Raw genomic sequence first — 25,501 nt, 5'->3', positions numbered from 1 at the left:
CACTTAAACCTCCTCTTTCTTCAACGGGCGCAGCAAAACCTTGTCCACGCGGCGGTTGTCCATTTCCTTGACGGTCGCTCGCCAACGTCCGGTCATGCCAGTTTCAAATCCCTCCAGAAGTTCATGGTTGCCGACCGGCAGCAGAACCTCATCGCCCTCCTTCGGGATTCGACCCAGTGTGGCCATAATCAGGCCGCCCAGCGTGTCATAGTCGCCTTCTGGGGCGGTGTAGCCCACCGCGTCCGGTAGCTCATCCGTGCGCACCAGTCCGGAAACTTCCCAGCTGGCGCCGCTCTTGCGGACTTCCTTGTCCTCTTCCACGTCGTCGTGCTCGTCCCACACTTCGCCGAGGATCTCCTCCACGACATCTTCAATCGTCACGATGCCGGCAGTGCCACCGTACTCGTCGACAACCATCACCAACTGCGACCCCGCGGCTCGCACCCGGTTCAGCACGTCATCGCCGCTTAAGGAATCCGGCACGGAGGGCACGGACTTCATTAGCTGGTTCAGAGTGGTAGTCCGGCGGACAGCGTGGGGGATAGTTAGCGCGTCCTTCACATGGACAACGCCCGCCGTTTCATCCAGATCACCGCGCGTCACGGGGAAGCGCGAGTGTCCGGTCTCGAGCGCCAGCTCGATAAGATCCTGCGCAGTGTCTTCCACAGTCAGAGATTCGACGGTCGACCGAGGCGTCATAATATCCTCCGCGGTGGCGTCGCTAAATTTCAGCGAAAGATCCAGGATTCGCGCTTTCTGCTCGGTGAACCCGCCGTTGCCCGTCGAGTGCCGCACCAGCGCCGAGAGTTCTTCGGCCGATCGTGCCGACGCCAACTCGTCCGCCGGCTCAATTCCCAGCTTCCGCACAATGGCGTTGGCCAGCTTATTCATCCCGTTGATAAACCACTTCAGCGCCACGTTGAACACCCAGACCGGGCGGACAGTCGCACGTGCTGCGTCGAGCGGGTTAGTAATGGCCAGGTTCTTCGGCACAAGTTCGCCGAACACCATGGACAGCACTGTCGCCACGATTAGCGACAGGACCAGTGCAATGGGCATGGCCGCCGCTTCGCTAAGCCCCACGAGCTTCAGCAACGGATTAAAGAACTTCGCCAAAACCGGCTCGGCCAGATAACCGGTGGCCAGGGTTGTGATTGTAATGCCGAGCTGTGCGCCCGACAGCAGGAAGGAGAGCTGCCCATGCGCCTTTTGCACCAACTTCGCGGTGCCATCGCCCTTGGTGCGGGCATGCTCGTCAATGGTGGATCGCTCCAGACCCGTCATGGCGAACTCCACGGCAACAAACACGCCAGTAAGGCCTGTGAGCAGCACAAAGAGAATCAGCCCCACGACGGAAAGCAGAATTTCCACGGGTGTTCTTCGACTCCTAACTATTCTTCAAATTGGCAACCAACTTGGAACCCGACAGTACGGTCGGGTGTACACCGGCCTTGGCCATCATCTTCTCGGTTGCACGTTGATCCTCTGCGAACGTAAGCGTCACGACCGTGCCACTGGCTCCGGCGCGCGCGGTGCGTCCAGCGCGATGCACATATGCCTTGTGTTCGGCGGGCGGGTCGATATGGACGACCAGCTCCACGTCTTTGACATCGATACCCCGGGCAGCGATGTCTGTGGCGACCAGCACGGAATTTTCGCCTTGCGTGAACTGGTTCAACGCATTTTGACGTGTGTTCTGTCCCTTGTTGCCATGAATGCCCACGGCGGGGACACCTGCCCGCACTAGCTTCTTAACCTGTCGGTCTACCGCATACTTCGTGCGCATGAACATTACTGTTCGCTTGCGCATTTTTCCAATTGCGATGACCAGCTCGTTTCGCTCTTCACGGCTATTCACCACCCCCAGCAGGTGCCGCATCGTGTCCACGCTGGCGGTTGCTTCACCCGTGGAGTGGGTCACCGGATCCCGCATGTACTTATCCACCAGCACCTGTACATCGCCATCCAAGGTGGCGGAAAACAGCAGGTGCTGAGCGTTCTTCGGCATGTCATCCAGAAGCTTAGTCACCTGGGGGAGAAAGCCCATGTCGGCCATCTGGTCGGCTTCGTCGATAGCGACGACCTTCACGTCGCTAAAGTCCAGCATGCCCTGCCGCAGCAGATCCAGTGCGCGCCCCGGCGTCGCCACGAGAATGTCCACGGGTCTCGCCAGAGCAGTGATATTCCGCTGAATCTTCACCCCGCCGACGACTTCCAGCAGACGCTGTCCTGCTGCGTTCGCAATCGGATCCAGCCGCGAACGCACCTGTGTCGCCAACTCTCTGGTCGGTACGAGCACCACACCACGGGGCTTTTTGGGTCGTGACGCCCCCCGCCTCAGAAGCTGAATCATCGGCAGCCCGAACGTAAATGTTTTGCCGGAACCCGTCGGTCCACGGCCTAGCACGTCCCGCCCCTCGACGGCCGCGGGGATGGCCGCAGCCTGGATAGGGAAGGGCTTAGTTATTCCCTCGGCGGAAAGCTCTTTGGTGATGCAATCATCGAGCCCGAGCTTTCCGAACTCTGATCGGGACAATTACGCTTCGACCTCGCTACGGTCGCCGGACCACAGGGTGTGGAAAGACCCCTCGCGGTCAGTACGGCGGTAGGTGTGCGCGCCGAAGAAATCACGCTGACCCTGGATCAGTGCCGCCGGAAGACGCTCGGCACGCAGGGAATCGTAGTAAGACAGGGAGGATGCGAATACCGGTACCGGGAGGCCCAGCTGGGTAGCCAGGATGACTACGCGACGCCAGGAATCAATCAAACCGCCCAGCTCGCCCTTGAAGTACGGATCCAGCAGCAGGGAGGGCAGCTCCGGGTTGGCATCGTAGGCCTCGCGGATGCGGTTGAGGAACTTCGCGCGGATGATGCAGCCACCACGCCAGATGGTGGCGAGGTCGCGGGGATCCACGCCCCAATTGTGCTCTTCGGAGCCAGCCTTGATCTCGTCGAAGCCCTGCGCGTAGGCCACCAGCTTGGAGGCATAGAGTGCGCGGCGGACATCCTCAATGAACTCTTCCTTCGGAACATCCAGAGTGCTGAGCTCGCCAGCAGGAAGGTTGCCGATAGTGGCGTCGCGCTGCTCACGAGCGCCGGACAAAGCACGGGCGAAAACGGCCTCGCCGATGCCGGTGGTGGGGATGCCCAGATCCAGAGCGGCCTTTACCGTCCAGCGGCCGGTGCCCTTCTGGCCTGCCGAATCGACAATGACATCGATCAGTGGCTTGCCGGTCTTCTCATCCACCTGGGAGAGCACCTCGGCGGTGATTTCGATCAGATAGGAGTCGAGGTCGCCCTCGTTCCAATTCTTGAAAACCTCTGCGATCTCCGCAGGCTCCATACCCGCGCCGTAGCGCAGCAGCTGATAAGCCTCGCCAATGACCTGCATATCGGCGTACTCGATGCCATTGTGAACCATCTTCACAAAGTGGCCGGCGCCATCCGGACCAATGTGCGTCACACACGGGGTGCCATCGACCTTCGCAGCTACGGACTCCAGCAGTGGGCCCAGAGCCTCCCAGGATTCCGCCGGGCCACCGGGCATAATAGCCGGCCCATTAAGGGCGCCTTCCTCGCCACCGGAGATGCCTGCGCCAACAAAGTTCAGTCCACGCTCGGACATCTCCGCTTCACGGCGGATCGTGTCGGTGTACAGCGCATTACCACCATCGATGATGATGTCACCTTCGTCCATTTCCTCGGCGAGCTGGGAAATGACGGCGTCAGTACCAGCACCCGCCTGCACCATAATCAGCGCGCGACGTGGGCGCTCCAGTGACTTAACGAAATCGGCGATCGTCTCGGACGGGACGAAGTTGCCGGTGTCGCCGAAGTCCTCCATGAACTTCTCGGTCTTCGCGGTAGTGCGGTTGTAGACGGCCACGGTGTGACCGTTATTGGCAAAGTTCCGGGCGATGTTGGACCCCATGACGGCCAGGCCAACAACGCCAATCTGGGCGGTTCCTTCAGCAGTAGTCATGGTTTTACATCTTACAGGGCGAAGAGTTGGTTAGGCTTAGGCGCATGTCCAATATTTTCATTGAACTAAGTCGCGAAGCCACCGAGCGGGAACTGACCGGCGAGGAGATTTCTACCCTCAACGAGCTGCTCCAGAAGCATCCGACGCTTGACCGCACCCTAGGTGTGCAATACCGCGCCATTGGTCCGAAGAAGCTGCAGCTGGCACTCGAAGTCACCGAGGATCACCTGCAGCCGTGGGGAGTGACGAATGGTGGTGTTTACGCGAGCCTGGGGGAGACCGCCGGCTCGATGGCCAGCTTCGTCGCCGCTGGTGCCGGACCGGCCGTGGTCGGAACTTCGAATCAGACGCACTTTCTGCGTCCGTCGGTAAAAGGCGACGTCATTGTCTCAACCGCGGAAGCAGAGCATACCGGGCGCACCACGCACCTTTTCCGCATCGAGCACGTAAATGAAAAAACCGGCAAATGCTGCGCCTTGACTTTCCTCAAGACGCAGGTTGTGCCGGATATGCCGAAGGCTTAGTCAGAGACCGCGCGGGTATCGCGACCCTCGCCGAAGCGCAGGTTGTCGCGCACCTCGATGGAGCGCGTGCCTTCCTTGTCCTCCAATTCGCGCAGCTTGCGCAGTGCGTTGCGTGCGTGCAGCTGCTGGCGGGTAGCTACCAACTGCCAGCGGCGGCGGGACACGGAGTTAAGACCCCAGCTGAATGCAGCGACTGCACGGTTGCGGAAGCCAACCATGTACAGCAGGTGCAGAACCAGCCACATGACCCAGCCCATAAAGCCGGAAACCTCGGCCTTGTTCATCTTCACCACCGCGTTGAAGCGGGAAACGATGGCCATGGAGCCCTTGTCGAAGTAGTTGAACGGCACGCGACCCTCGTGGGAAGTGCCGTTGTTGACCTCGTCCAGGATGGTGGTAGCGGCGTACTGGCCACCCTGCATGGCGACCTGAGCTACGCCCGGCAGCCGGTCCTTGCTCATCATGTCGCCCACGATGAAGATGTTGTGGTAATCGCCCAGGGTCAGGTCATCGTTCACCGGCACGCGACCCGCACGGTCGACCTCGATACCTGCCTGCTCGGCAACGTGCTTGCCCAGTGGGGAAGCGGCCACACCGGCGGACCAGATCTTGGCGTAGGAGGGGATGAAGTACTCTTCTTCGGTCTTCATGTCCTTGTAGCGCACGCCTTCCTTGGAGACATCGGTCACCAGGGAGTTGAGGATGATCTCTACGCCCAGATCTTCCAGGCGGCGGGCGGCCTTGCGACCCAGGCGCTTGCCAAACGGCGCCAGCACCTGCGAGCCACCGTCGATCAGCAGAATCCGGGTGTCCTCGGTGTCGATCTCGCGGAACTCGTCGCGCAGGGTGCGGTGGGACATCTCGGCCAGCTGACCGGCCAGCTCCACACCAGTCGGGCCAGCACCGACAACAACGAAGGTCAGCAGACGCTTGCGCGCCTCCGGGTCGGAGGTGATCTCGGCGCGCTCGAAGGCGCCGGTCACGCGGGCACGAATTTCCAGTGCGTCGTCCACGGACTTCATGCCCGGCGCGAACTCTGCAAACTGCTCATTGCCGAAGTAGGACTGGCCAGCGCCCGCCGCGAGGATCAGGGAATCGTACTTCAACACGGCATCCATGCCACCCAGATCGGCGGTAACGGTCTGCTCGTTGATGTCGACGTTGCGAACCTCGCCCTTGACCACACGGACATTGTCCTGGTCAGCCAGGATCTGGCGAATGGAGGGCGCGATCTCGCCTTCGGAGAGGATGCCGGTCGCAACCTGGTACAGCAGCGGCTGGAACAGGTGGTGATTCGTCCGGTCGACGATGGTGACCTTGACGTTTTCGTTCTTAAACTTCTTAGCCGCAAAGAGGCCGCCGAACCCCGCGCCGATGATTACGACGTGGTGGCGGTTAGATGCGCTGGTCATGTAGTTGCTTCTCCTCAAATATGGTTGTTATCCGGCACCATCTTAATTGGTTCAGGCTTGGCCTTCACACCGAGAGCCCCCGGGTTGAGAAAAATTCAACCCATTTCGGTTGCGCCTCGAGAGCAAGAAGTTGTTTTCCTAGTAACTTCGGGGGGAGTTGCAGTGTTAAAGGAAGGCAGGATGACGTCTCCGTACATCGATGAGGAGCGCTGGCCGCACCTCGTGGCCACTCCACAGGCACGCTTTATGGGTCGCCGCGCCGAGGCTGTTACCTCGCGCTTGGAAGCGCTGCTTTCGTCTCACGGTATTTCTCTGGACGCCGGCACGGTGCCGCACATGGTCGTTCGAGATGGCCAGGTGATCGATCGGATGGTCGCGGAGGGGTGGCTCGGTCTAGCGGAGGGGTACATGGCCGGCGAATGGACGGCTGAGCCTCTCCCGGAGGTGTTGGGGGCGCTTCTGGATAGGCCCTTCGAGGGCAAAATGGGAGAGTTCCTCGCTCGCCGCACGCCCAGGCGCCGCGGTCCCGTACCGGGCGAATTGCCCGAGGCGCTCGTTGAGCTTTATGCGGGCGCTACCCGGGCAACTGGTGCAGCGCAGTTCAGCAGCGCCTCGCGTACAAGCGCCCACGACCACGGGATCGATTTCACCTGGTTCGGCGACCCCGATGATGTAGATCGCCAGGATCTCGACGACGCCCAGCGGCGTCGTATCACCACCATGCTCGACGAGGCCGAAGTCGGCCCAGGCGACCGCGTATTGGAAATGCCGTCCTCCGGAGGCCAACTGGCAGTACAGGCTGCTCAGCGCGGCGCACGTGTGGATGTGCTGACCAGCGACGAAGACCACGCCGATGCTGTGCATGCCCGTGTGCGGGCCGCCGGGGTAGGGGGTGCGGTGAATGTGGAGGTTATCGCCGGTCCAGTACCTTCCCCCCGACAATGGTCGGGGCGCTACGAGGCCATTTTCTCTGTTGAGCGCATGGAGACTTTGGGGCTGGGTGGCCTCAGCCACTACCTGAAGGCAGTGGATCGCATGCTGTCCGACGATGGTCTGGCAGTAATCCAGTCAATCGTCGCCACCGACGAGCTCCGCGAGACTGCCAAGGAATCCCTAGACGTCATGCGCGCATACGTATGGCCTGCCCTGGAGTACCCCACAGCCCAGCAAGTGCGCGAAGTCACGGCCGAGCACACTCAACTTACCGTTGTCGCAGAGAACAACCTGAGCGGCCACCTACGTGCGACCTTGCCACTGTGGCGCGCGAACTTCCTCTCCCGCGAACGCCAAGCCGCCGCAGCGGGCTTCGACCCAGTCTTCCGCAGGCTCTGGGATTACCAGCTGGCGCTGCATGAGGCTCTGGCAACCACGGGGGATATCGGCTGCGTCCAATTTGTTTTCGCGCCGAAGTAGTTTTCCGATTTTCCCTCCGGAGATCACCGGATAGTTTTAGCGTAATAATAACTATTCGTGTTTGACCTTCGAGAGGATCCCTCCTGTGACTACTCCCACCAACCCCGATGTCATCATCGTTGGCGCCGGTCTAGCCGGCCTTGTCGCTGCCTATGAGGCGCAGAAGTCGGGGCTGAAGGTCCTGATCCTGGATCAGGAAAACCGTAACAACCTGGGCGGACAAGCTTTTTGGTCGCTGGGTGGCCTGTTCTACGTGGGCAGCCCGGAACAGAAGCTGATGGGCGTAAAGGACTCCGAGGAGCTGGCCTGGCGCGACTGGGAGAACTCAGCGCAGTACGACGATTCCAACAACGACTACTGGCCCCGCCGTTGGGGTAGGGAATATGTCCGCTTCGCCGCGACGGAAAAGCGCGACTACCTCAAGGCTCTCGGTCTCAACGTTCTTCCCACCGTCGGTTGGGCCGAGCGCGGCTCCGGCGACGCAAGCGGCCACGGTAACTCCGTACCGCGTTTCCACCTCACCTGGGGTACTGGCCCTGAGGTCGTTCGCGTTTTCCGCGAGCCCATTGAAGCCGCCGAGGCTGAGGGCAAAGTCGAGTTCCGCTTCCGCCACCAGGTCGACGAACTCATCCTAGAAAATGACGCCGTCGTCGGCGTGCGCGGCAGCGTGCTGGAACCGAGCGATTTGGACCGCGGCGTGGCGTCATCGAGAAACACCGTTGGCGAATTTGAGCTGCGCGCACGTGCGGTGGTCGTGACCTCCGGAGGAATCGGCGGCAACCTGGATCTCGTACGCCGCGCTTGGCCGACCGACCAGTGGGGGCCGGTGCCGAATGACATGGTTACCGGCGTGCCCGCCCACGTAGACGGCCGCATGATCCAAATCTCCAATAATGCCGGTGCGAACCTGGTGAACACCGACCGTATGTGGGCGTACACCGAGGGAATGAAGAACTGGAACTCCATCTGGCCTGGCCATGGCATTCGCATCATCCCTGGCCCGTCCTCGCTGTGGATTGACGCGACCGGCAAGCGATTCCCCTCAAACCTCATCCCGGGTGGCGACACAATCTCCACCATGAAGCACATCGGCACCACGGGCCACAGCTACTCTTGGTTCATCCTCAACAAGACGATCGCCGACAAGGAATTCATTTTCTCCGGCTCCGAGCAGAACCCAGATCTGACCATCAAGAAGGTCAAGAACCTGCTTTCCAAGGTAGGCCCCGGCACGCACCCTGCGGTCAAGGCCTTTATGGACCACGGCGAGGACTGGGTGGTCGCCGACGACCTCGGTTCCCTGGTCGAGGGCATGAACGCCATCGCCGATGACGATGCACCCGCCCTTGACGTACACGACCTGCGCCGCATCATCGAAGATCGTGACTCGCAGATCGACAATAACTTCAGCAAGGACGCGCAAATCAACTACATCCGCACTGCCCGCGGGTACCTCGGCGACAAGATTGTCCGCTGTGCCGCGCCGCACCGCCTACTCGACGAGTCGAAGGGGCCGCTTATCGCCGTCAAGCTGCACATCCTGACCCGCAAGACCCTCGGTGGCATCGAGACCGATCTTTCCGGACGGTGCTTGCGCTCTGATGGATCGGTGCTGCCTGGCCTCTATGCCGCAGGCGAGGTCGCCGGTTTCGGTGGCGGCGGTATGCATGGCAAGAATGCCCTTGAAGGCACCTTCCTCGGAGGCTGCATCCACTCCGGCAAGCGTGTTGGCGAGAACCTGAAGGCGACCATTGCTGAGCTCTAGTCAGTGGCGCACCACTGCATGGCGTGCCGGTGCTCATCAAGGAAGAAGTTGATGTCCGCGGGGTGCCCACGACCTACGGCACCATTGCCAACCCCACGCCCGCGGCCTCCGACGACGAGATCGTCCGCCGACTCCGCGCCAGCGGTGCGATCATCCTGGGCAAAACCACTATGCCTGCCTTTGGCGCTTTCCCTTTCACCGAGTCGGAGGCTCGCGGTATCACCCGCAACCCGCACAACCCACGCTTCACCCCAGGCGGCTCTTCCGGAGGCTCCGCGGCGGCCGTTGCCGCTGGATGGGTGCCCTTCGCCGTTGGTGGCGACGGCGGCGGTTCTATCCGCATCCCCTCGGCCCATTGCGGTCTCTTTGGCCTCAAACCCGCCCGCGGTACTCTCCCCGGTGAACTGTGGTGCCGCCTCGGCACTGCTGGCCCCATCGCCCGTACTGCACGCGACTGCGCCCTTCTTTTTGACGCCCTATCTGGCTCCGAAGCCACCGAATCTGAGGTGGCGTCATTAAGGATTGGCGTAAACCTCCAACCGGCAACGCCACTGACCCCACCACACCGCGACCATGTCCGGGCAGTACGCCGTGTTGCCGATCAGCTGCGAGGGCTGGGACACACTGTGAGCGACTATGCGCTGCGGCACAAGGATCCGACGGCAGCTTTCGTCACGCAGTTTTTCGCGGGGATTCGGGAGGAGATCGCCGGGCTGGAGTATCCCGAACGCATCGAGGGGCGCCACAAAGTTACGCGCCTGGCAGGTGCATGGGCACAGGGGCCGGTGCTGCGTTGGGCGGAGAAGTTCTCCGACGAGCTGGGGGAGGAGCTGGACCGGGTGTTCGAGGACGTTGACGTGCTTCTTACACCAACGGTGGCCTCGCGCCCGGCGCGCGCTGGTGTGCTTTCCGGGAAGGGGATGTTGGCGGCACAGATCGCGAGTTTGCCCTCGGTTGCCTTCACAGCGCTGTGGAACGTTTCCGGGCATCCGGCGATGAACATCCCCGCAGGTAGAGGAAGAGATGGCCTGCCCGTTGGTGTACAGCTCGTAGCACGCGACGAGCGGCTACTTCTTAACCTTGCCGCTTCATTATCCGCGCCATAGCTTCCGTCATGACGCGCCGTGGCATGCGCTGCGAGATGCTTGTTAGCACCTTGTTGCGCGCGCCCGCGACTACCGACGGCGGCGGCGACTTGCGCAGCAGTGCTTCGATTCCCGCCGTCACGACATCGTGGCTGCTCATGCGCTTGAGCCCGCCGTCGGCTCTGTCACTGCCGGCGACTCGGAAAAACTCCGTCTCGGTTGGCCCCGGGCACAGCGCCATGATTCGTACGCCAGAGCCCTTTCGCTCAGCGTATAGGCCTTCGGTAAACGACAGCACAAACGCCTTCGTCGCACCATAGACCACCATGCCAGGGGAGGGCTGGAACCCTGCAATGGATGACACATTGAGGATGAACCCATTGCCTCGCTCTTCGAATCGTGGCAGAAACATGTGAGTCAGCTCCACTAGTGCGTGGACATTGACCGCGATTTCTGCGCGCAGGCTATCTGTCGGGATATCACTAAAAGACTCGTAGTTCGCGAAGCCTGCGTTGTTGATCAGCGAGGTTACCGTGATCCCGCGCGTGGACAGCTCCCATGAAATCTCGCCGGCCACGCCATGTTCGGATAGATCCTTCGCTATAACTTCGACCTTGACCTTGTGACGCCTCTTAATTTCGGCCGCAATCTTGTGCAGCCGATCCTGACGGCGTGCGACCAGCACGAGATTCGCGCCCTTTGCTGCCAGCTGGGAGGCGAATTCTTTGCCTAGGCCTGAGCTGGCGCCTGTGATGAGGACGGTTTCCTGTGAGAGGTCTAAAGTGCTCATACCTTCATTTGTACATGAATGTCGGCGGGCTGGAAGGTTGGCTTTCTAATTAGAAAACGCGTTCTACTTAAACTAAAGAGTTAGCATTTTATTTGGTAAAGGTATTGACTAATGTAGAATGGGTGTTCTAAACTATTGTTAGTTCACCAAAAGGGGATGTGTATGACCACCACACTCACCACTGCCAATACAGTCACAAGACCTCCCGATACTGCCGAGCCTTACTACCGCCTTGCGTGTTCCGATGACCCGTTGACTGCCACATCGCGGTCATTGAACCTGACCCATTTGACTATGGTGGAGCAGTCTACTCCGACGCTCGACGACCTCGTTCCGGATCATGTTTCCAAGATTGCGGTGCGCTTCGGTATTAGCAAAGTGGTAGCTACCAACTATGCTGACGCAGGCCTGATGCTTCAGGCTTTCCCGCGTATTCACGAGCTATTCCGGTGCGGAGCATTTTCGATTCGGCACATACAGCAGGTCACCGAAGCGGTCGAGGCAGTCGCGCCCGGCGAAAGGGCTGAGGTGGAAGAAGAGATCCTCAAGGCGTTGAGCCCCACCCGCCCGAATCAGCAAGTGCCCACACCACGGGCGGTTTACAACAAGATCAAAGCAGTCATTGGCCGGCCGGATGACATTCTGCCCATGGATACAAACTCTCCTGAGCTTTTTATAGACCGCAGCAGATGCGAAACAACGGTCTTTACCCTGACCGTTCCGCGGCTGAAGGGTGTGGAGTTGCACAAGGCTGTTAAGGCGGCCTCTAAGAGGCACAGCTGCACAATGGGCGAGGCCTTTCTGGCGATGCTCGAACAGAACATCACCACCGAGGTCACTTTGAACCTATATAAGGCCGTCGACCCACAACCCGGCGGGGTATTCGCCGAAGACCATTGGTTGAGCGACGTTGCCAGCCGTAAGTGGCTCGCGAAGGTCACTCACCTGGCAGCCCCCGGCTATACCGCAACGAAGGGCTACCAGCCGACGGAGCTGCTGCGGGCGTCAGTAACCGGGCGTGATGGGCACTGTCGCTTTCCGGGATGCGATGTTCCGGGATACGCCTGTGATGTCGATCATGTGCATCGCCACGCGAATGGAGGGCCGACGACCACTGCGAACATGCACCTGCTGTGTCGCACGCATCATCGCCTGAAAACAGCCGGCACTTGGGACGTTGAGCTGCATGCGGATGGCACGGAGGTGTGGACTTCTCATGGAGACGGACACGAGATCGTGACCGTGCCCGGCGGGCCGTTGGCTCGCGAGACTTTCGCCGAACGGGGTATTCGGAAAGCGCGGGTGGCGCGGACATTCAGCGAAGAGGAACCACCATTCTAGTTTTTACTTTGAGGAGGTCACAGGCAGCACCATCACAGCACCGACGATGCAGATGATGCTGCACATAAGGAACATTCCCGGATAGTCGAAATGTCTTAGGGCAAGGGCGGCCAGACCGCCGCAGAACATGTTGCTCACTCCCTGGGTGAGCGACATCAGTGATACGTCGCGCGCGCGGTTCCTCTTACTGGGCAGCGACTCATTGACCATGGCCTGATCCACGCTGCTGAACACGCCCCAGCTAATCCCCAGCAGTGCCGCCGCGACATACACGAGACCCATGCCGCTGGCGACCGTCATCAAGCCCGTGGCCATGGCGACTCCGAAAGCGGAAGTGATAACCAGAATCTTGCGCCGTCCCAAGCGATCGGAAAGATTGCCGCTGACGATCGCCGTGATGATCGTGAACACCGCATACAGGGCGGTGAGCGCCAGCACGCCCGCATCCGGATCTGGTACGCCGATGTGGTCGCGCAGATAGTACAGCAGATAAAACAGGCTCGTGTAGTTGGCGAGGTGGATGACAAAGCGACTGCAAAAGACCAGCCAATAGTTGCGATACGACCCCTCACCGCCGACCGTCACGGACAGCGAATTATGCGGTCGGACGTGTACATCAACGCGGCCGCGACCGACTGCGAATTGGAAGATGAAAAGAAGGGAAATGACGCCGACAGCCCAGTACGCCTGCTGAATCGGCAAAGCCGTCGCAACTGCGGTTCCGCCGACAATTCCAAATGTGTATGTTGCGCCCACGATTCCGGAAACCAACCCGAACTTCTCCTGCGGCACAACATCGGCGGTGACCGTCATGAGGTTATTCGTTACGAAAGCAACGAACACCTGCACCAGGCACCACAGTGCAGTCAGAACCCAGAAGCTGGGCGTAAAAGACATCAGCAGCAACCCCAGGGTGGCCAGCGGTGCCGCTAGTAACACCCATGGCAGGCGCTTACCCCAGCGATTCACCCAAAACCAGCTGCGGTCTGCAATATAGCCGGTCAGCAGGCTGGAAACGACGGCAGTGGCTCCGCCCAGCATCATCATCAGGGCCAGGGAATCTTCCTTGGTATCCGGGCGCAGCTGGATCATCTGCAACCCCAGCAAAAGCTGCGTCGGTCCAGCCCAGGAAAATACTGAACCGAAAAAAGCAATGCCGAACTTCCAATAGAACAGTCGCGGCTCGCGTTCGGCGGCGGTGAGTGTTTGCAACATTAGTGGCCTTCCTCACGGAACTTCGCATCAATTTCTGGGGTAATAGCACCCTCGCGGATCAGTTCCTGCAGTAGTCGCCCCGCGGGTTTGACCTGCCGTTCTATATCCACCACACCGAACTTCTGCGCCATGCCCTCCGACCACTCCCAGTTGTCGACGAAGCACCAGTGGTAGTAGCGCTCGACCTCGGGCATACGGGACAGCTCTGCCAGGTGGTCCAGGATGAAAGCGCAGCGGAAGCGCTCGTGGGCATCGGCAGTGCCGTTTTCCGTGATCCACACGGGCAGCTGGTAGCGGCGTGCCAATTCGCCGGAGACCTCGGAAATCCCCGGCGGGTAGATCTCCCAGCCGAGATCATTGGTTGGGGTGCCGGGGAACGTGGCGTCGGAAAAACCGCGAACTGCTGTGCGCGAGTAATAGTTGATGGCCACAGCGTCCGCGAAGACCCCGCCGCTGGGAACTTCGATGTCTGGGCGGCCGAGTAGGGGGTGGAAACGCCCCTCGAAGAACGCGGGTTCGATTGCGCCCTGGAATAGCCACTCGACCAGGGGTGTAAGGGCGCGGTGGAGGAGGTTGCGCGGGTTCATGGGGGCGAAGACGCGCCGGTGGTGGGCGAAAGTTACGCGCGGAGACTCGAGGCGGGAGTGGATGCGCTGGTAGGCGAGTAGGTGAGCGGCCGCCATATTGCGCAAGCATGGACGGACTTTAGCGAGGCCGCCGCGGCCGGGTGGGGTGGAGCCGAAGAGATAGGCCTCGGTAGCGAAGACATTAGGCTCATTAATGGTGATCCAGTCGCGCACGATGTCGCCGAGGTGGTCTAAGACAACGTCGACATAGCGGAGGAAGATCTCCACATTGGCCTCGCGGGTGAACGCTCCGCTGGCTTCGAACCACGCGGGATGGCCGAAGTGATGCAGCGTAACGAGTGGTTCGATGCCACGTTCCCGCAGGTCCAGGAACTCTTCGCGGTAGCGTTGCAGGGCTTCGTGGTTGTAGCGGCCGGGCTCGGGCTCGACGCGCGACCATTCCACGCCGGCGCGCGCGATCTGTAGTCCGAGGTCGCTCATGAGCTGGTTGTCCTCGCGCCAGCGGCGCCAGTGGTCAGTGGTGGGGTGGGGAGTGGTGCCGTCTTTGGCGATCCATTCGCTCCAATTGTTGGGGCGGGGTGATCCTTCGATCTGTAGTCCCGCCGATGCTGTACCGATGCGGATGTGGCTTAGGTCCATGAACTTAACTTATTGACGCCCTTAGTTTCCTTTGGCTAAGTTTTCTGTTTTTACCCCAACGGGGGTAGTTGGTTTGTTAGAACTAAGCAATGATCAAAAAAACGACAGCGCTAGCATGCGCTACAGCCATTGCAATTGTCGGATTCGCTACGCCTGCTCAGGCGGCGGAAGTGACGAAGAGGGAGAAGGTCGCATATTCCAATGTGTTCGGCGATCTGCATATGAGAATGCCGAAGACGGTGGATCGGATCGAGTACACGACGACCACCTCAGAGGGGGAGAAAGCGCAGGTCAGTGGCTATATTGTGGAGCCGGTGGTGGAGTGGAAAGGCAAGGGGCCACGCCCAACGGTCGTCATTGGCCGCGGAACGGTTGGGCAGGGTGACCAATGTGCGCCGAGCAAGAACTGGCCTCTGGATGGGCAGCCGGATCCGATCAAGTCGAAGCGTTTGGTGAACCTGGAGGGAATCTACGACTGGGTATTTGCCTCTAAGGGCGTGCGTGTGGTGGTGACCGACTATATCGGCATGGGCACCCCGGGTGTGCACACATATATGAACCGGGATGACCAGGCGCACGCGATGTTGGATGCAGCGCGGGCTGCGGGTGTGGGCGACGGTCCGGTGGCGTTTTACGGGCACTCGCAGGGCGGCGGCGCATCTGCAGCGGCGGTCGAGGCGGCGGGCGAGTACGCTCCGGAGCTCAATGTGGTGGGTGCCTACGCGTCTGCGCCGCCGGCGGACTTGGAGGCGGTGCAGCGAAACATTGACGGTTCGGATCTTATGGGGGCGATCGGCTTTACGATTAACGGCTTGCTGGAGCGCTATCCGCACCTGCAGCCGCTGTTGGATAAGCACCTCAACGAAGAGGGCAAGCAGGCGCTGAAGGATCTATCCACGATGTGCACCGGGGAGATTACGGACAAATACGGGCACAAGAAGACCAGCGAGTGGACAAAGTCGGGCAAAACGCTCGATGAATTGTTGAAGGAGATGCCCGAGGCGCGGGAAGCTATGGAGGATCAGCGCATTGGACTTAAGCGTCCGGTGGCGCCGGTGATGGTGATATCTGGGCGTCACGACAAGAACGTTGAATACAACCAGGCGAAGGAACTAGCTCGCACGTGGTGCGCGAAAGGTGCGCAGGTGGAATACCGCGACGACATCATGCCACCGGTGGGCGAATACAATCACTTCATTCAGGCGGTGACAGGTGGTGCCTTTGGTATCGACTTCATTCTGCAGCGTTTCCGCGGCGAACCGCTGGGGCGGACATGCGAGGCGCCAGTGGGGCAGCTGCAGGGCTCGGTGGAAGGAAGCGCAGCAATGCCGAACGTGATTGGAAGCTAAAGTGTCATAATGTATATTATCGGCTTTTGCTGGCTTGCCACAGCTGGAAGCAGGTGGCGGCCAGGAATAGCACGCAGAACGCGGCGAAGACATACGTCAGCGTCGTGCCCTTCCACAGCAGATAGCCGATAAAGAACAACAGCACGACGATGCGCATGATGCGCGAGTATTTCAGTAACTCTGGAGACATAGCTCCTAAGCCTACTTAACTTGCTCTAGTACCAGCAGCACATCCAGAGTGCCTTGGTCTGCAATCGTCGCGGCGACGAACTGTGGAGTCGCGATGTCAAAATCAGAACGCTTAAACGGAATGTTGCCCTGCAGGATTACATGCTCGCCAGTGCGCAGAACCTTCAACTCGGCGGTCATTTCTTTCTTCTTGCCGTGGAGTTCCAGATCGCCGGTGACGCTCACAGTATCGGTCGTGCCATCATCCGGCAGTTTGGAGACATCTGCGGGCTTAGTCAGCGTAAACGAGGCTTCCGGGAACTTATCGGTGTGCAAAATACTCTTGCGTACGTTGATATCGCGCTTTTCAACGTCACTGCTGATGCTGGCGACATCGACGGTGACTTTACCTTCGGTGAGCTTCTTGTCCTTGACCTTGAAGTCTCCCTTGACGTCCTCCGTGCGACCCGAGGTGGTTTTGGCACCCGCCGGGAGCTTCTCGTCGAACGTGTAGCCAGCCTGCGAGACATTGTCGCCGGCTCCCCTCACCACATGCCAGGTGCCGTCCATGGCCACGGTAGCAGGCTCTCCACCTGCGGTAATGTCCGCGGTGCGGAGCCCGCGGTCGCTAAAGAAATTCACGACCAGTGGCCCGAAGGCCATCAGCACGCCAACGACCATGCCAATAACGGCGAGAGTGATGATTCCCTTACGCATGCTCTATAGCATAACCCTTAGCGTCTGCGACCTCGAAGTTGCTCGACGCGGTGAGCCAGGGCATCTAGTTCTGACGCCAACTCCTCCACCGTCTCGGCCGGCTCCCCTTCCTGCACCGCGGTGCACAGGTCTTCGGCTGCGCAGCGGAGTTCGAATAGCTGATCGTGAAACTGCTCGACTGCGCTAGCCGGCAGAATGATGGAATCTTTGGGAATCGACGTGCCTGCAAGCTGGGCACGCTGCTCATAAGCGCGCTGGCGACAAGACTGGCCGCAATATTTACGCGGTCGATTCGTCGGGCCAGGTACAACTTCCCTGCCGCACCAGAGGCAGTGCTTTGGTCGAGGCATGGAACAATTCTTCCCGGTTCTTCGTTGTTATGATGGATTAGTTCGAACTAATTGAGGAGTGATGAAAAGATGGCCGATCGCGTACTGCGCGGAAGTCGCATGGGTGCCGTTTCTTATGAGACGGATCGCGACCACGATCTGGCTCCCCGCCAGATGGTGAAGTACCGCACCGAGGCTGGAGAAATCTACGAGGTTCCCTTCGCCGATGACGCGGAAATCCCGCAGGAATGGATGTGCAAGAACGGCCAGCTAGGCACGCTGGTAGAGGGCGAAGGGCAGGAATCCAAGCCCGTCAAGCCCCCTCGTACTCACTGGGACATGCTGCGTGAGCGTCGCAGCCTCGAGGAACTCGACGAACTGCTTGACGAGCGCATCGAACTCCTCCGCAAGCGCCGCCGCACCGCGGTGAAGCTCATGAAGGAGCAGGAAGCGGCTCAGAAGTAGCGACGTACGGTGCCAGCGCCGATGCGCCAGGACTCCTGTGCCAGGTTCTTCACCTGGTTGTAACGGTGCGTGGCACCCCACTTCGTCACCTGGACCAAAGCCTCGGAAACGATATTGCCGCTCATCTTGGAATCACCGATTTCACGCTCGGTGAAAGTGATCGGAACTTCGCGGACGTCGAAGCCGGCTTCGACGGCGCGCCATGCTAGGTCCACCTGGAATACATAGCCGGCAGAATCAACGGCATCGAGATCGATGCCCTCCAGCACCTCGCGACGATATGCGCGGTAGCCACCCGTGATATCGGACAGACCCGCGCCCAGAGCCATGGAAGCGTAGACATTGCCACCGCGGGACAAAACCTGGCGGCTGACCGGCCAGTTTACGGTCTTTCCGCCCTTGATATAACGGGAACCCAGAACCATTTCCGCTCCCGCATCGATGCGATCCAGCAGCAGGTACAGCTGCTCGGGAGCGTGAGAACCATCCGCGTCCATTTCACACAGGATCTCGTAGTCACGCTCCAAGCCCCAGTGGAAGCCAGCGATATAAGCGCCGCCCAGGCCGCCCTTGCCACCGCGGTGCATCACGTGAATCTTCGGGTTTTCAGCGGCCATCTCGTCGGCCAGCTCACCGGTGCCGTCCGGGCTGGAATCGTCGACGACAAGCACGTCCACACGCTCGGGCTCGGCCTTCAGCAGCCGACCAATAATGAGCGGAAGGTTTTCCTTCTCGTTGTAGGTCGGGATGATGACCAGGGTTTTATCGCTGAGCTTATTCATGAAAAGCTTTCTTACCTCTCCTATATGTAAATGCCACGGACAGCAGCCCCAGGATAGCTAGAATCCGCTCTACCCATGGGCCGACGCGAGCCGACAGTGTCATTGTATCGCTTAGAGGCAACTCGGCCTCGAGGGCGTCAGAGGTGAAGATACCCGTCCGCTGCTCGACGCGCCCGTCGGGAGCGACAATAGCCGAAACGCCCGAGGTCGCGGCAACGACTACGGAACGATCGTATTCCTTTGCTCGCATACGCGACATGGCCAGCTGCTGGTAGGTCATGTCCGTGAAACCAAAAGTGGCGTTGTTCGTGGGGCTTGTCAGAATCTGCGCGCCACCGCGCACTGCCGAGCGGAACGCACCATCGAAGCTAACCTCATAGCATGTGGCCACACCCACCGGAATTCCTGCCATGTGCACCACGCCGTTATCGTTTCCAGGCTGGAAGTTACCGGCGCGATCGACATACTCGCTGAACTTCCGCAGGAAATCCCGGAAAGGCATGTACTCGCCGAAGGGCTGCAGATAGTGCTTTACATGCTTCTCCCCCGGCCCGTTTTTGTCCCACACCACCATCGTGTTGAGCTCCGGGCTAACGGTACCTACGAGGATTGGTGCGTCGATGGAGCGTTGCGCTTTCTCGACCTGCTGGCGGGCGGTGGCATCGGTAAACGGATTGACGTCCGCTGAATTCTCCGGCCAGATAACGATGTCCGGGTGGGACTCCACCTTTTCGGTACGACGCACGTGGTTATCCAGTACAGCGCGACGCTGCGCATTGAAATCCAGTCCCAGGCGTGGCACATTGCCCTGCACTGCCACGACATTCACGGTGTGGTCGGCGGAGGGCGCGGGGATCAGCAGCGCATAGGTGCCGACCAGTGCAACAACACCGGCCAGCGCATAGGCGGGAACCACGTGTTTGCGGATGCTGAGTGCGAGGAGCAGACCAATCAGCACAACGGCGAAGGTGACAACCGAGGGACCGCCGAGGCGTATCAGCCAACTCAGCGGGCCACTCGCCTGCCCCCATGCGATGCGTCCCCAGGGAAAACCGCCGAAGGGGAAAGAAGATCGCAGCCACTCCACAGCGACGAACCAGGTCGGAATGCCGACGATGTGGGCCGTGAGGGGGCGTCGAAGCAAATACTTGAGGCCTACGCCGAAGAGCAGGCTATAGAGGGACTGAACAACAGCCAGGGCGATCCACGCGGCAGCGCCGACGAACTCTCCCACCCACGGCAGCAAAAGACCGTAAATGGCTAGACCCTGCACCCAGGCCATCAGCATGGCATGGTGGGAATCAGCAAAGTAGAACAGCAACGCGAACCCGAGCGGCGCGGCCCACCACAGGCCGGTCGGCTCGAAGGAAGCGAAGACCATCACGCCGCTGAAGACAGCGACGAGGATCTTAAGAATCATTCGTTTTCGCCCGCGCGGTGGTCAATAACTTCTCCCCAACCGCCTGAGTTCTGGATGCGATTGACGCGAGTGTAGGTTGTGACGCCGAAGCGCTCCAGAGAACGGCGGGCTGCTTGACCCAACATTTTGCGGATCAGCGTGCGCGTCGGAGGAATAAGGAAGAAGATTCCCAGGAAACTAGAGACAATACCCGGTACTGCAACGCCCACCGCACCTACCATGGACAGCGCCATATCGGCAGTTAGAGCGCCCGGGCGATCATTCTGGCTCAGCGCGCGGACGGTCAGCTCGCGCATCTGCCACGTAGCGAGGGCGAGACCCAGCACAAACAAGCCCAAAAGTATCAGAAGCGCCCAGCCCCAGCCGATCCAGACTCCCAACAGAATGAAGGCGATGAGTTCCACAACCAGATACACGGCAGGTAGAAATTGCATGATGGTTTGGAGGCTCCTATAGTATCCGTCTGAAAAATTGTTATGAAAACGCGATCTTTGTAACAAAAGCGTGCTTACATAACGATAACGAAGGTGTGGAACAAAAGGTTCCTACACGCCAAAGCATTAACTACGTTTAAGGGAGCACCTCGATGCGTATTCGTCGCACTATTATCGCCGCTGCACTGGCACCCACGATGGCTCTGGCCACCGTTACCCCGGCCGTGGCAGAAACTAATCCCCAGAGTTCCAGCTCTGGTACCACTACCGAGGGCTCCAGCACCAAGGACTCCGACGAGTGGTGGGAGAACCTGAACCCGTTCGCGAAGGTTGCAATCGGCATCGCCGCGGCAACCGGCATTTCCGTGGCATTCGGTGTGTTGCGGACGATCTTCTACAACATCTTCCACGTTTAGATCTTCCACGTATTAGCGAGGAGCACGCCGCCACAGCCAACGCGGAACCACCTGCATAGCAGCGGCCAGCAATTTCAGGGAGCGCGGGATCCACACGGATTCCGCGCTTTCGTCGTTGATAGCGCGAACCGTGGCGGCCGCGACCACATCCGGAGTTGTGGACAAGGGCGCCGGATCCATGCCACGGGTCATACGGCCAATGACGAAGCCCGGGCGGACAATGACCAAGCGCACTCCGGTGCCCTGGAGCGCATCTTGCATGCCCTGGCAGAAACCATCGAGACCCGCTTTCGCTGAGCCATAGACATAGTTCGGCCGGCGCACGCGCGCACCGGCGATGGAGGAATAGGCCACCAGTACTCCCCTGCCGCGGGACTTCATCACCTGTGCCAGCTCCGTGAGTAGCACCGCCTGGGCTGTGAAGTCCGTGTGCAACACGCGGTACACCTCGGCGGAATCGCGCTCGGCAAGCTCTTGGTCGCCCAGCACCCCGAACATCGCCAGGGCGACGTCCAAAGGGCCGGTGGCCTCGATCTCCGCTATGAGGTTGGCGTGGGAATCCACGTCGGTGGCGTCGAAAAAGAAGGAGTCAACCTGGGTGGCGCCGAGGTTATACAGCTCTTCGGCGAGATCCGTGGTGCGGCGGCCAGCGAGCACCAGATGGTTGCCGGGAGCCAGCATGCGGGCGATCTCGCCACCGATTTCGCTGGTCGCTCCGAAAATTGCGATCTTCTTAGCCATCGAGGGCCACAACTCCTCGTCTCATCGCGGCGACTGCCTTGCGGGAGGCCGCCTTTACTTCATTGGAATAACCGGTCAACTTGATCTGATCCAACAGGTCGATCACCCGGCGGCACCAGCGTACAAAATCACCCGGGGTGAGGGTGGCGCCGCTAGCCTCCGCCGCGCGCAGGCAGTATTCCAGCGGTGCACCGGCAGTCCACTGGTGCACGGCGGTGGCGAAGCCCAGCTCTGGCGCACGGGTCACGGTGAGGTTGTGGCGCTGTTCATCGGTGGAAAGTTCCTGGTAGATGCGCCAGGTCTGGCTAATTGCGGTGGCCAGGGGTTCCGTCGGCACACCGTCGTCTTTGGAACCGGAATCGCGCCGATTTTCGAACACACACGTGCTTGCCACTGCGGCAAGCTCCGCCGGATCCAGCTCATCCCACACGCCACGGCGCAAGCACTGGGCAACCAGTAGGTCAGATTCGTGGTGGATTTTAGAAAGCCGCTCGCCCTCCATGGTGATGCGGGCAGTGTTTCCCTCGAGTTCCACGTAGTCCAGCTCCGACAGCAACGCGAGGATGCGGTTGAACTGCGCAGACAAAGAGTCGGACTCCTGCGGCTGCTCCTTTTGCTCGAACTCCAGGCGGCGGGCAGCCTTCAGATACTGCTCGGCGGCGCGGCAAAGCTCTTCGCGGCCCTCCCAAGCGTGCACCGGGTGTGCGTGTACTTGCTCGCGCAGCTCGAGTGCTCGAAGGGAACGGCGACGTGCCCGCGGCTTAAGCTTTTTGGGCTTATCCAGCTGCAAGCGTCGCAGGTTGGCCGCTACTGCCCTAGCCTGACGCTTCGGGTTGCGTGCCACACCCTTGTGCAAATGCATATGGCCAATATGCACCGGCGTGTTGCCGAACATATCGGGATTCACACGCTCCGCCCAGCCGTCCTCGGTGATAATGGTGGGCCGGCCACGGTGATCCGTCCGGGCGATCACGGCGGTCATCGGGTTCTTACCGGTAGGCAGTGCGATTACATCGCCAGTCTGCAGAGATTGCAGCAGTGATGTCGTTTCCGTTGCGGCCTCGTCGACCACCATGCGCTTGGCACGGCGCTCCTCCTGAGAAAGTTCGCGGCGCAGCTGCCCGTACTCGGTAACCATTTTGAAGTCGTCATTGAGACTATTGGACGGGCGACGTACCTCGCGGATCGTAGCTTTCAGCTGCTTTTCCTGTTGCGCCAGCTCGCGGCGGCGCTTCTCAATCTGCTCGGCGCTTTCCACCACCGCGCCGTTGGTCTGGTACTGCGCAAAGGAACGCAGCAGCAGCCGATGCGCCTCGTCCAGTCCCATGGTGCCGATGAGGTTCACGGCCATGTTGTAGCCGGGGCGGAAGGTGGAATCCAACGGATAGGTTCTTGTTGACGCCAAGTCTGCGACCCCATAAGGATCCAGACCCTGGCTCCACAGCACCACCGCGTTGCCCTTCGTGTCGATGCCACGGCGGCCAGCGCGACCTGTGAGCTGAGTGTATTGGCCGGGGGTGAGGTCGGCATGCGTCTCACCATTAAACTTCACCAACTTCTCCAGCACCACCGAGCGGGCAGGCATATTGATGCCCAGGGCCAGAGTTTCGGTGGCAAAGCAGACTTTTAGCAGCCCGCGGGAGAATAGATCCTCCACGATGTGGCGGAAGGCCGGCAACATGCCAGCGTGATGGGCGGCGAAGCCGCGGGAAAGTGCGCGCCGCCACTGGCGGAAGCCCAGGACATTTAAGTCTTCTTCCGTCAGGTCGGCCACACCTGCGTCGATCGTGCGCAGGATTTCTTCTCTTTCCGCTGGTGACGAGTAGTCCACGCGATCGACCAGCAGGGCGCGAACGGCGGCGTCACAACCAACACGCGAAAATATAAAGTAAATCGCCGGCAACATTCCGGCGGTGGCCATGTGCTGGATGACGTCGCCGCGCTTAGGTCCACGGCGTTTGCCAGTTTCCTCGGCCTTGGCGGCGGCTGCAACAACCTTGCGATTGATGGCACCGAGATGCTGCTCCGAGCCCTCGAAAAGCGGCAGGATCTGGCGGCCCACCATCATGAACTGTGTCAGTGGAACGGGACGCTTTTCAGTGACGATGATCTCGGTATCGCCGCGCACTGCGGAGAGCCAACCGCCGAATTCCTCAACATTGGAGACAGTCGCCGACAGCGATACCAGGATCACGCGCGGATCGAGATTGAGGATCGCCTCCTCCCACACCGGCCCGCGGGAACGATCAGCCAAAAAGTGCACCTCGTCCATGACGACGTGCGTGAGCGTTTCCAGGCGCTCGGAATCGGCATAGATCATGTTGCGCAAGACCTCGGTGGTCATCACAACGATGGGTGCATCACCGTTGATGGTGACGTCACCGGTGAGCAAGCCGACGTTCGCCTCGCCGTAGCGAGCGACGAGATCGTGGAACTTTTGGTTACTCAACGCCTTGATAGGCGTGGTATAGAAACACGTGCCGTCACCGTGGAAGGCAGCGAACACGGCGAACTCGCCGACGATGGTTTTACCCGCGCCCGTCGGGGCGGCCACGAGAACGCCCCGCCCCCGGTCGATAGCTTCGGCCGCTTGTACCTGAAAGTTGTCCAGAGGGAAATCGTACTGGGCGCAGAAGCGCTCTACCTGGGGGCTAGAGAATGTCATCGAAATCGGTAGTCGAGAAATTCTGCGCCTTGGGATCCTGGCGCTTGGGAGTAGTGATCGGGCGGGCTGCGCTGGTGGACTGCGGAGGTGCGGTGGCGGTCACGGGGCGGATCGGCTCCGGGGCATCGATGTCGGTGGTCGCATCGTCATCGACCTCCAGCCATTCCTCCTGGTTATCCTTCCTGCGCTTGTCGTTGATCCGAGCAATCTGCGTGGCGATTTCCATCATTGCACACAGCGAGATCGCCAGGATCACCATGGAGATCGGATCCTGACCAGGAGTGACGAAGGCAGCGAAGAGGAAAAGGAAAGCCCAGATGAAGCGACGCTTGTCCTTGAGCTGCTGATAGCTCACTACGTGTGCCAGATTTAGCAGCACGGTGATGAGCGGAACCTCAAAGCTCACACCGAAAATCAACAGCAGCGCCATGGCGAAGCTGAAATAGCGCTCGCCGTTAAGCGCGGCGATCTGAGCCTCATCACCAATGGTGAGCAGGAACTCCAAGCCATAAGACAGTACGAAGTAGGCCAACACCGCACCGACGGCAAACAGCAGTCCGGCGGAAATGCCCACGCCGAGAGTCCAACGCTTCTCGTTCTTGTGCAGACCTGGGGTGATATATGCCCAGATCTGTCCCAGCCATATGGGCGAGGAAAACACCATTCCGGCCAGTGCGCCGACCTTCAAGCGCAGCATAAACATCTCAAAAGGCCCGGTGGCCAGCAGTCGGCACTCCCCTGCTTCGGAACCGAAGCGGGCTTCCTCCGGCAGGTTACAGTACGGTCCGCGCAGCACCTCACCCAGTGAAGGGATCGGGCCGACCTCGACGTTGTACCAGATATATCCGATAACGGTGCCGACGGCGATCGCGATCAGGGCAATGAAGACGCGCTTGCGCAGCTCATTGATGTGCTCGACGATGGTCATCGAACCATCGGCGGGTTTCTTTAGCTTCTTAGCCACTTACTCGTTTGGTTGCTGTTCGGTCTTGGGCTGGGACTGCGGCTGAGCCAGATCCTGAGCCTGCTGCTGCTCGGCGGTCGGAGCCTGCTTCTCGGTCAGCTCCTTGCTCTCCTTGCCATCCTTGTCGGTCTTCATCTCGTCCATCTCGGACTTGAAGATGCGCATCGAACGACCCAGGGAGCGCGCAGCATTGGGCAGGCGGGTCGCTCCGAACAGCAGGAAGATGACCAGAGCGATGATAATTAGTTCAGGAACGCCAAGGTTCGGCATTGGTTTCTACAAGCTTTCTATAGTTGGG

25 protein-coding genes are annotated in these 25,501 nt (G+C 60.1%); 8 read left to right on the top strand and 17 right to left on the bottom strand.

The genetic code is table 11. The annotated features are described in order from the left end of the window. Window positions 1–3 precede the first annotated feature (3 nt). The 3 genes from AC05K6_RS02740 to gndA are packed head-to-tail and all read right to left on the bottom strand — an operon-like array spanning window position 4 to window position 3,982. Window positions 4–1,371, bottom strand: coding sequence for a hemolysin family protein (locus AC05K6_RS02740; protein ID WP_476727693.1), 1,368 nt, complete (start codon window positions 1,369–1,371; stop codon window positions 4–6). A 16-nt stretch (window positions 1,372–1,387) separates the two neighbouring features. After that, a complete protein-coding gene (locus AC05K6_RS02735) occupies window positions 1,388–2,536 on the bottom strand; it encodes a DEAD/DEAH box helicase (protein ID WP_473963330.1) in 1,149 nt (382 codons plus the stop codon). Further along, window positions 2,537–3,982 carry an NADP-dependent phosphogluconate dehydrogenase gene (gene gndA / locus AC05K6_RS02730; protein WP_476727692.1) on the bottom strand — a complete coding sequence of 482 codons (1,446 nt, stop codon included), beginning with the start codon at window positions 3,980–3,982 and terminating at the stop codon, window positions 2,537–2,539. 44 nt (window positions 3,983–4,026) lie between these two features. Here gndA and AC05K6_RS02725 point away from each other — a divergent pair, with 44 nt between their 5' ends. Then, window positions 4,027–4,506 carry a PaaI family thioesterase gene (locus AC05K6_RS02725; protein ID WP_476727691.1) on the top strand — a complete coding sequence of 160 codons (480 nt, stop codon included), beginning with the start codon at window positions 4,027–4,029 and terminating at the stop codon, window positions 4,504–4,506. Here the strand turns inward: AC05K6_RS02725 and AC05K6_RS02720 are convergent. Next, window positions 4,503–5,918, bottom strand: a complete 1,416-nt coding sequence (locus AC05K6_RS02720) for an NAD(P)/FAD-dependent oxidoreductase (RefSeq protein WP_293791196.1) — start codon at window positions 5,916–5,918, stop codon at window positions 4,503–4,505. The genes AC05K6_RS02725 and AC05K6_RS02720 overlap by 4 nt on opposite strands. Before the next feature lie 180 nt (window positions 5,919–6,098). Between AC05K6_RS02720 and AC05K6_RS02715 the strand changes: the two genes are divergently transcribed. The 3 genes from AC05K6_RS02715 to AC05K6_RS02705 all read left to right on the top strand — a co-directional run bounded on the left by AC05K6_RS02715 (window position 6,099) and on the right by AC05K6_RS02705 (window position 10,202). Next, window positions 6,099–7,331: a class I SAM-dependent methyltransferase gene (locus AC05K6_RS02715; protein WP_476727690.1), complete on the top strand. Its 1,233-nt coding sequence runs from the start codon at window positions 6,099–6,101 to the stop codon at window positions 7,329–7,331. An 85-nt stretch (window positions 7,332–7,416) separates the two neighbouring features. Then, window positions 7,417–9,096 carry an FAD-binding dehydrogenase gene (locus tag AC05K6_RS02710; RefSeq protein WP_448307706.1) on the top strand — a complete coding sequence of 560 codons (1,680 nt, stop codon included), beginning with the start codon at window positions 7,417–7,419 and terminating at the stop codon, window positions 9,094–9,096. 14 nt (window positions 9,097–9,110) lie between these two features. After that, window positions 9,111–10,202: an amidase family protein gene (locus AC05K6_RS02705; RefSeq protein WP_476727726.1), complete on the top strand. Its 1,092-nt coding sequence runs from the start codon at window positions 9,111–9,113 to the stop codon at window positions 10,200–10,202. On the opposite strand, the gene AC05K6_RS02700 is transcribed toward AC05K6_RS02705, so the two are convergent. Beyond that, window positions 10,171–10,971, bottom strand: coding sequence for an SDR family NAD(P)-dependent oxidoreductase (locus AC05K6_RS02700; protein WP_473963324.1), 801 nt, complete (start codon window positions 10,969–10,971; stop codon window positions 10,171–10,173). The genes AC05K6_RS02705 and AC05K6_RS02700 overlap by 32 nt on opposite strands. Window positions 10,972–11,133: 162 nt before the next feature. On the opposite strand from AC05K6_RS02700, the gene AC05K6_RS02695 reads away from it, so the two are divergent. Further along, complete coding sequence (locus AC05K6_RS02695) at window positions 11,134–12,312, top strand: HNH endonuclease signature motif containing protein (RefSeq protein ID WP_476727689.1); 1,179 nt, start codon at window positions 11,134–11,136, stop codon at window positions 12,310–12,312. 3 nt (window positions 12,313–12,315) lie between these two features. On the opposite strand, the gene AC05K6_RS02690 is transcribed toward AC05K6_RS02695, so the two are convergent. Together AC05K6_RS02690 and AC05K6_RS02685 are read right to left on the bottom strand one after the other, a co-directional pair. After that, on the bottom strand, window positions 12,316–13,527 hold the full coding sequence (locus AC05K6_RS02690; RefSeq protein WP_476727688.1) for an MFS transporter: 1,212 nt from the start codon (window positions 13,525–13,527) through the stop codon (window positions 12,316–12,318). Beyond that, the gene (locus AC05K6_RS02685; protein ID WP_476727687.1) at window positions 13,527–14,753 is read right to left on the bottom strand and encodes a glycoside hydrolase family 1 protein; all 1,227 of its coding nucleotides are present in this window, start codon (window positions 14,751–14,753) and stop codon (window positions 13,527–13,529) included. Before AC05K6_RS02685 ends, AC05K6_RS02690 begins: the two co-directional genes overlap by 1 nt. Window positions 14,754–14,842: 89 nt before the next feature. Here AC05K6_RS02685 and AC05K6_RS02680 point away from each other — a divergent pair, with 89 nt between their 5' ends. Then, window positions 14,843–16,102, top strand: coding sequence for an alpha/beta fold hydrolase (locus AC05K6_RS02680; RefSeq protein WP_476727686.1), 1,260 nt, complete (start codon window positions 14,843–14,845; stop codon window positions 16,100–16,102). Between the two features lie 16 nt (window positions 16,103–16,118). Here AC05K6_RS02680 and AC05K6_RS02675 read toward each other — a convergent pair whose 3' ends face one another. From AC05K6_RS02675 to AC05K6_RS02665, 3 genes are read right to left on the bottom strand one after another with little or no spacing between them, the layout of a single operon-like run. Then, window positions 16,119–16,292 carry a hypothetical protein gene (locus tag AC05K6_RS02675; RefSeq protein WP_293791205.1) on the bottom strand — a complete coding sequence of 58 codons (174 nt, stop codon included), beginning with the start codon at window positions 16,290–16,292 and terminating at the stop codon, window positions 16,119–16,121. 11 nt (window positions 16,293–16,303) lie between these two features. Then, entirely contained in the window at window positions 16,304–16,987 is a 684-nt protein-coding gene (locus AC05K6_RS02670; RefSeq protein ID WP_293791206.1) for a YceI family protein, read from the bottom strand. 17 nt (window positions 16,988–17,004) lie between these two features. After that, window positions 17,005–17,337, bottom strand: a complete 333-nt coding sequence (locus AC05K6_RS02665; protein WP_476727685.1) for a hypothetical protein — start codon at window positions 17,335–17,337, stop codon at window positions 17,005–17,007. A gap of 69 nt (window positions 17,338–17,406) precedes the next feature. Between AC05K6_RS02665 and AC05K6_RS02660 the strand changes: the two genes are divergently transcribed. Next, a complete protein-coding gene (locus AC05K6_RS02660; RefSeq protein WP_293791209.1) occupies window positions 17,407–17,781 on the top strand; it encodes an RNA polymerase-binding protein RbpA in 375 nt (124 codons plus the stop codon). On the opposite strand, the gene AC05K6_RS02655 is transcribed toward AC05K6_RS02660, so the two are convergent. Genes AC05K6_RS02655 through AC05K6_RS02645 form a run of 3 tightly spaced genes read right to left on the bottom strand, consistent with a single transcriptional unit; the run spans window position 17,772 to window position 20,417 of the window. Continuing rightward, window positions 17,772–18,563, bottom strand: a complete 792-nt coding sequence (locus tag AC05K6_RS02655) for a polyprenol monophosphomannose synthase (protein ID WP_448307699.1) — start codon at window positions 18,561–18,563, stop codon at window positions 17,772–17,774. The genes AC05K6_RS02660 and AC05K6_RS02655 overlap by 10 nt on opposite strands. Beyond that, on the bottom strand, window positions 18,556–19,983 hold the full coding sequence (gene lnt, locus AC05K6_RS02650; protein WP_476727684.1) for an apolipoprotein N-acyltransferase: 1,428 nt from the start codon (window positions 19,981–19,983) through the stop codon (window positions 18,556–18,558). Before lnt ends, AC05K6_RS02655 begins: the two co-directional genes overlap by 8 nt. Continuing rightward, window positions 19,980–20,417 (bottom strand): FxsA family protein, encoded by a 438-nt coding sequence (locus AC05K6_RS02645; protein WP_448307697.1) that lies wholly within the window; start codon window positions 20,415–20,417, stop codon window positions 19,980–19,982. Before AC05K6_RS02645 ends, lnt begins: the two co-directional genes overlap by 4 nt. A 152-nt stretch (window positions 20,418–20,569) precedes the next feature. Between AC05K6_RS02645 and AC05K6_RS02640 the strand changes: the two genes are divergently transcribed. Beyond that, complete coding sequence (locus AC05K6_RS02640; protein ID WP_448307696.1) at window positions 20,570–20,833, top strand: hypothetical protein; 264 nt, start codon at window positions 20,570–20,572, stop codon at window positions 20,831–20,833. Window positions 20,834–20,845: 12 nt separating this feature from the next. Here AC05K6_RS02640 and AC05K6_RS02635 read toward each other — a convergent pair whose 3' ends face one another. Genes AC05K6_RS02635 through tatA form a run of 4 tightly spaced genes read right to left on the bottom strand, consistent with a single transcriptional unit; the run spans window position 20,846 to window position 25,473 of the window. Continuing rightward, window positions 20,846–21,574 (bottom strand): SDR family NAD(P)-dependent oxidoreductase, encoded by a 729-nt coding sequence (locus AC05K6_RS02635; protein ID WP_476727683.1) that lies wholly within the window; start codon window positions 21,572–21,574, stop codon window positions 20,846–20,848. Next, on the bottom strand, window positions 21,567–24,239 hold the full coding sequence (locus tag AC05K6_RS02630) for a DEAD/DEAH box helicase (RefSeq protein WP_476727682.1): 2,673 nt from the start codon (window positions 24,237–24,239) through the stop codon (window positions 21,567–21,569). Before AC05K6_RS02630 ends, AC05K6_RS02635 begins: the two co-directional genes overlap by 8 nt. Then, window positions 24,226–25,167, bottom strand: coding sequence for a twin-arginine translocase subunit TatC (gene tatC, locus AC05K6_RS02625; RefSeq protein WP_448307735.1), 942 nt, complete (start codon window positions 25,165–25,167; stop codon window positions 24,226–24,228). The genes AC05K6_RS02630 and tatC overlap by 14 nt, the downstream gene beginning before the upstream one ends. Before the next feature lie 36 nt (window positions 25,168–25,203). Next, window positions 25,204–25,473 (bottom strand): Sec-independent protein translocase subunit TatA, encoded by a 270-nt coding sequence (tatA, locus tag AC05K6_RS02620; RefSeq protein WP_293791216.1) that lies wholly within the window; start codon window positions 25,471–25,473, stop codon window positions 25,204–25,206. Window positions 25,474–25,501: the final 28 nt, after the last annotated feature.

Source organism: Corynebacterium sp. TUM25020, assembly GCF_056388495.1.
This window is presented reverse-complemented; position numbering and strand designations above follow the sequence as displayed.

Bases quoted from the DNA above. Each gene is read 5' to 3' on its own strand.
- gndA (WP_476727692.1), bottom strand. From the start codon at position 3,982: ATGACTACTGCTGAAGGAACCGCCCAGATTGGCGTTGTTGGCCTGGCC.
- AC05K6_RS02725 (WP_476727691.1), top strand. From the start codon at position 4,027: ATGTCCAATATTTTCATTGAACTAAGTCGCGAAGCCACCGAGCGGGAA.
- AC05K6_RS02720 (WP_293791196.1), bottom strand. From the start codon at position 5,918: ATGACCAGCGCATCTAACCGCCACCACGTCGTAATCATCGGCGCGGGG.
- AC05K6_RS02715 (WP_476727690.1), top strand. From the start codon at position 6,099: ATGACGTCTCCGTACATCGATGAGGAGCGCTGGCCGCACCTCGTGGCC.
- AC05K6_RS02700 (WP_473963324.1), bottom strand. From the start codon at position 10,971: ATGAGCACTTTAGACCTCTCACAGGAAACCGTCCTCATCACAGGCGCC.
- AC05K6_RS02695 (WP_476727689.1), top strand. From the start codon at position 11,134: ATGACCACCACACTCACCACTGCCAATACAGTCACAAGACCTCCCGAT.
- AC05K6_RS02690 (WP_476727688.1), bottom strand. From the start codon at position 13,527: ATGTTGCAAACACTCACCGCCGCCGAACGCGAGCCGCGACTGTTCTAT.
- AC05K6_RS02685 (WP_476727687.1), bottom strand. From the start codon at position 14,753: ATGGACCTAAGCCACATCCGCATCGGTACAGCATCGGCGGGACTACAG.
- AC05K6_RS02680 (WP_476727686.1), top strand. From the start codon at position 14,843: ATGATCAAAAAAACGACAGCGCTAGCATGCGCTACAGCCATTGCAATT.
- AC05K6_RS02675 (WP_293791205.1), bottom strand. From the start codon at position 16,292: ATGTCTCCAGAGTTACTGAAATACTCGCGCATCATGCGCATCGTCGTG.
- AC05K6_RS02670 (WP_293791206.1), bottom strand. From the start codon at position 16,987: ATGCGTAAGGGAATCATCACTCTCGCCGTTATTGGCATGGTCGTTGGC.
- AC05K6_RS02665 (WP_476727685.1), bottom strand. From the start codon at position 17,337: ATGCCTCGACCAAAGCACTGCCTCTGGTGCGGCAGGGAAGTTGTACCT.
- AC05K6_RS02660 (WP_293791209.1), top strand. From the start codon at position 17,407: ATGGCCGATCGCGTACTGCGCGGAAGTCGCATGGGTGCCGTTTCTTAT.
- AC05K6_RS02655 (WP_448307699.1), bottom strand. From the start codon at position 18,563: ATGAATAAGCTCAGCGATAAAACCCTGGTCATCATCCCGACCTACAAC.
- lnt (WP_476727684.1), bottom strand. From the start codon at position 19,983: ATGATTCTTAAGATCCTCGTCGCTGTCTTCAGCGGCGTGATGGTCTTC.
- AC05K6_RS02645 (WP_448307697.1), bottom strand. From the start codon at position 20,417: ATGCAATTTCTACCTGCCGTGTATCTGGTTGTGGAACTCATCGCCTTC.
- AC05K6_RS02640 (WP_448307696.1), top strand. From the start codon at position 20,570: ATGCGTATTCGTCGCACTATTATCGCCGCTGCACTGGCACCCACGATG.
- AC05K6_RS02635 (WP_476727683.1), bottom strand. From the start codon at position 21,574: ATGGCTAAGAAGATCGCAATTTTCGGAGCGACCAGCGAAATCGGTGGC.
- AC05K6_RS02630 (WP_476727682.1), bottom strand. From the start codon at position 24,239: ATGACATTCTCTAGCCCCCAGGTAGAGCGCTTCTGCGCCCAGTACGAT.
- tatC (WP_448307735.1), bottom strand. From the start codon at position 25,167: ATGACCATCGTCGAGCACATCAATGAGCTGCGCAAGCGCGTCTTCATT.
- tatA (WP_293791216.1), bottom strand. From the start codon at position 25,473: ATGCCGAACCTTGGCGTTCCTGAACTAATTATCATCGCTCTGGTCATC.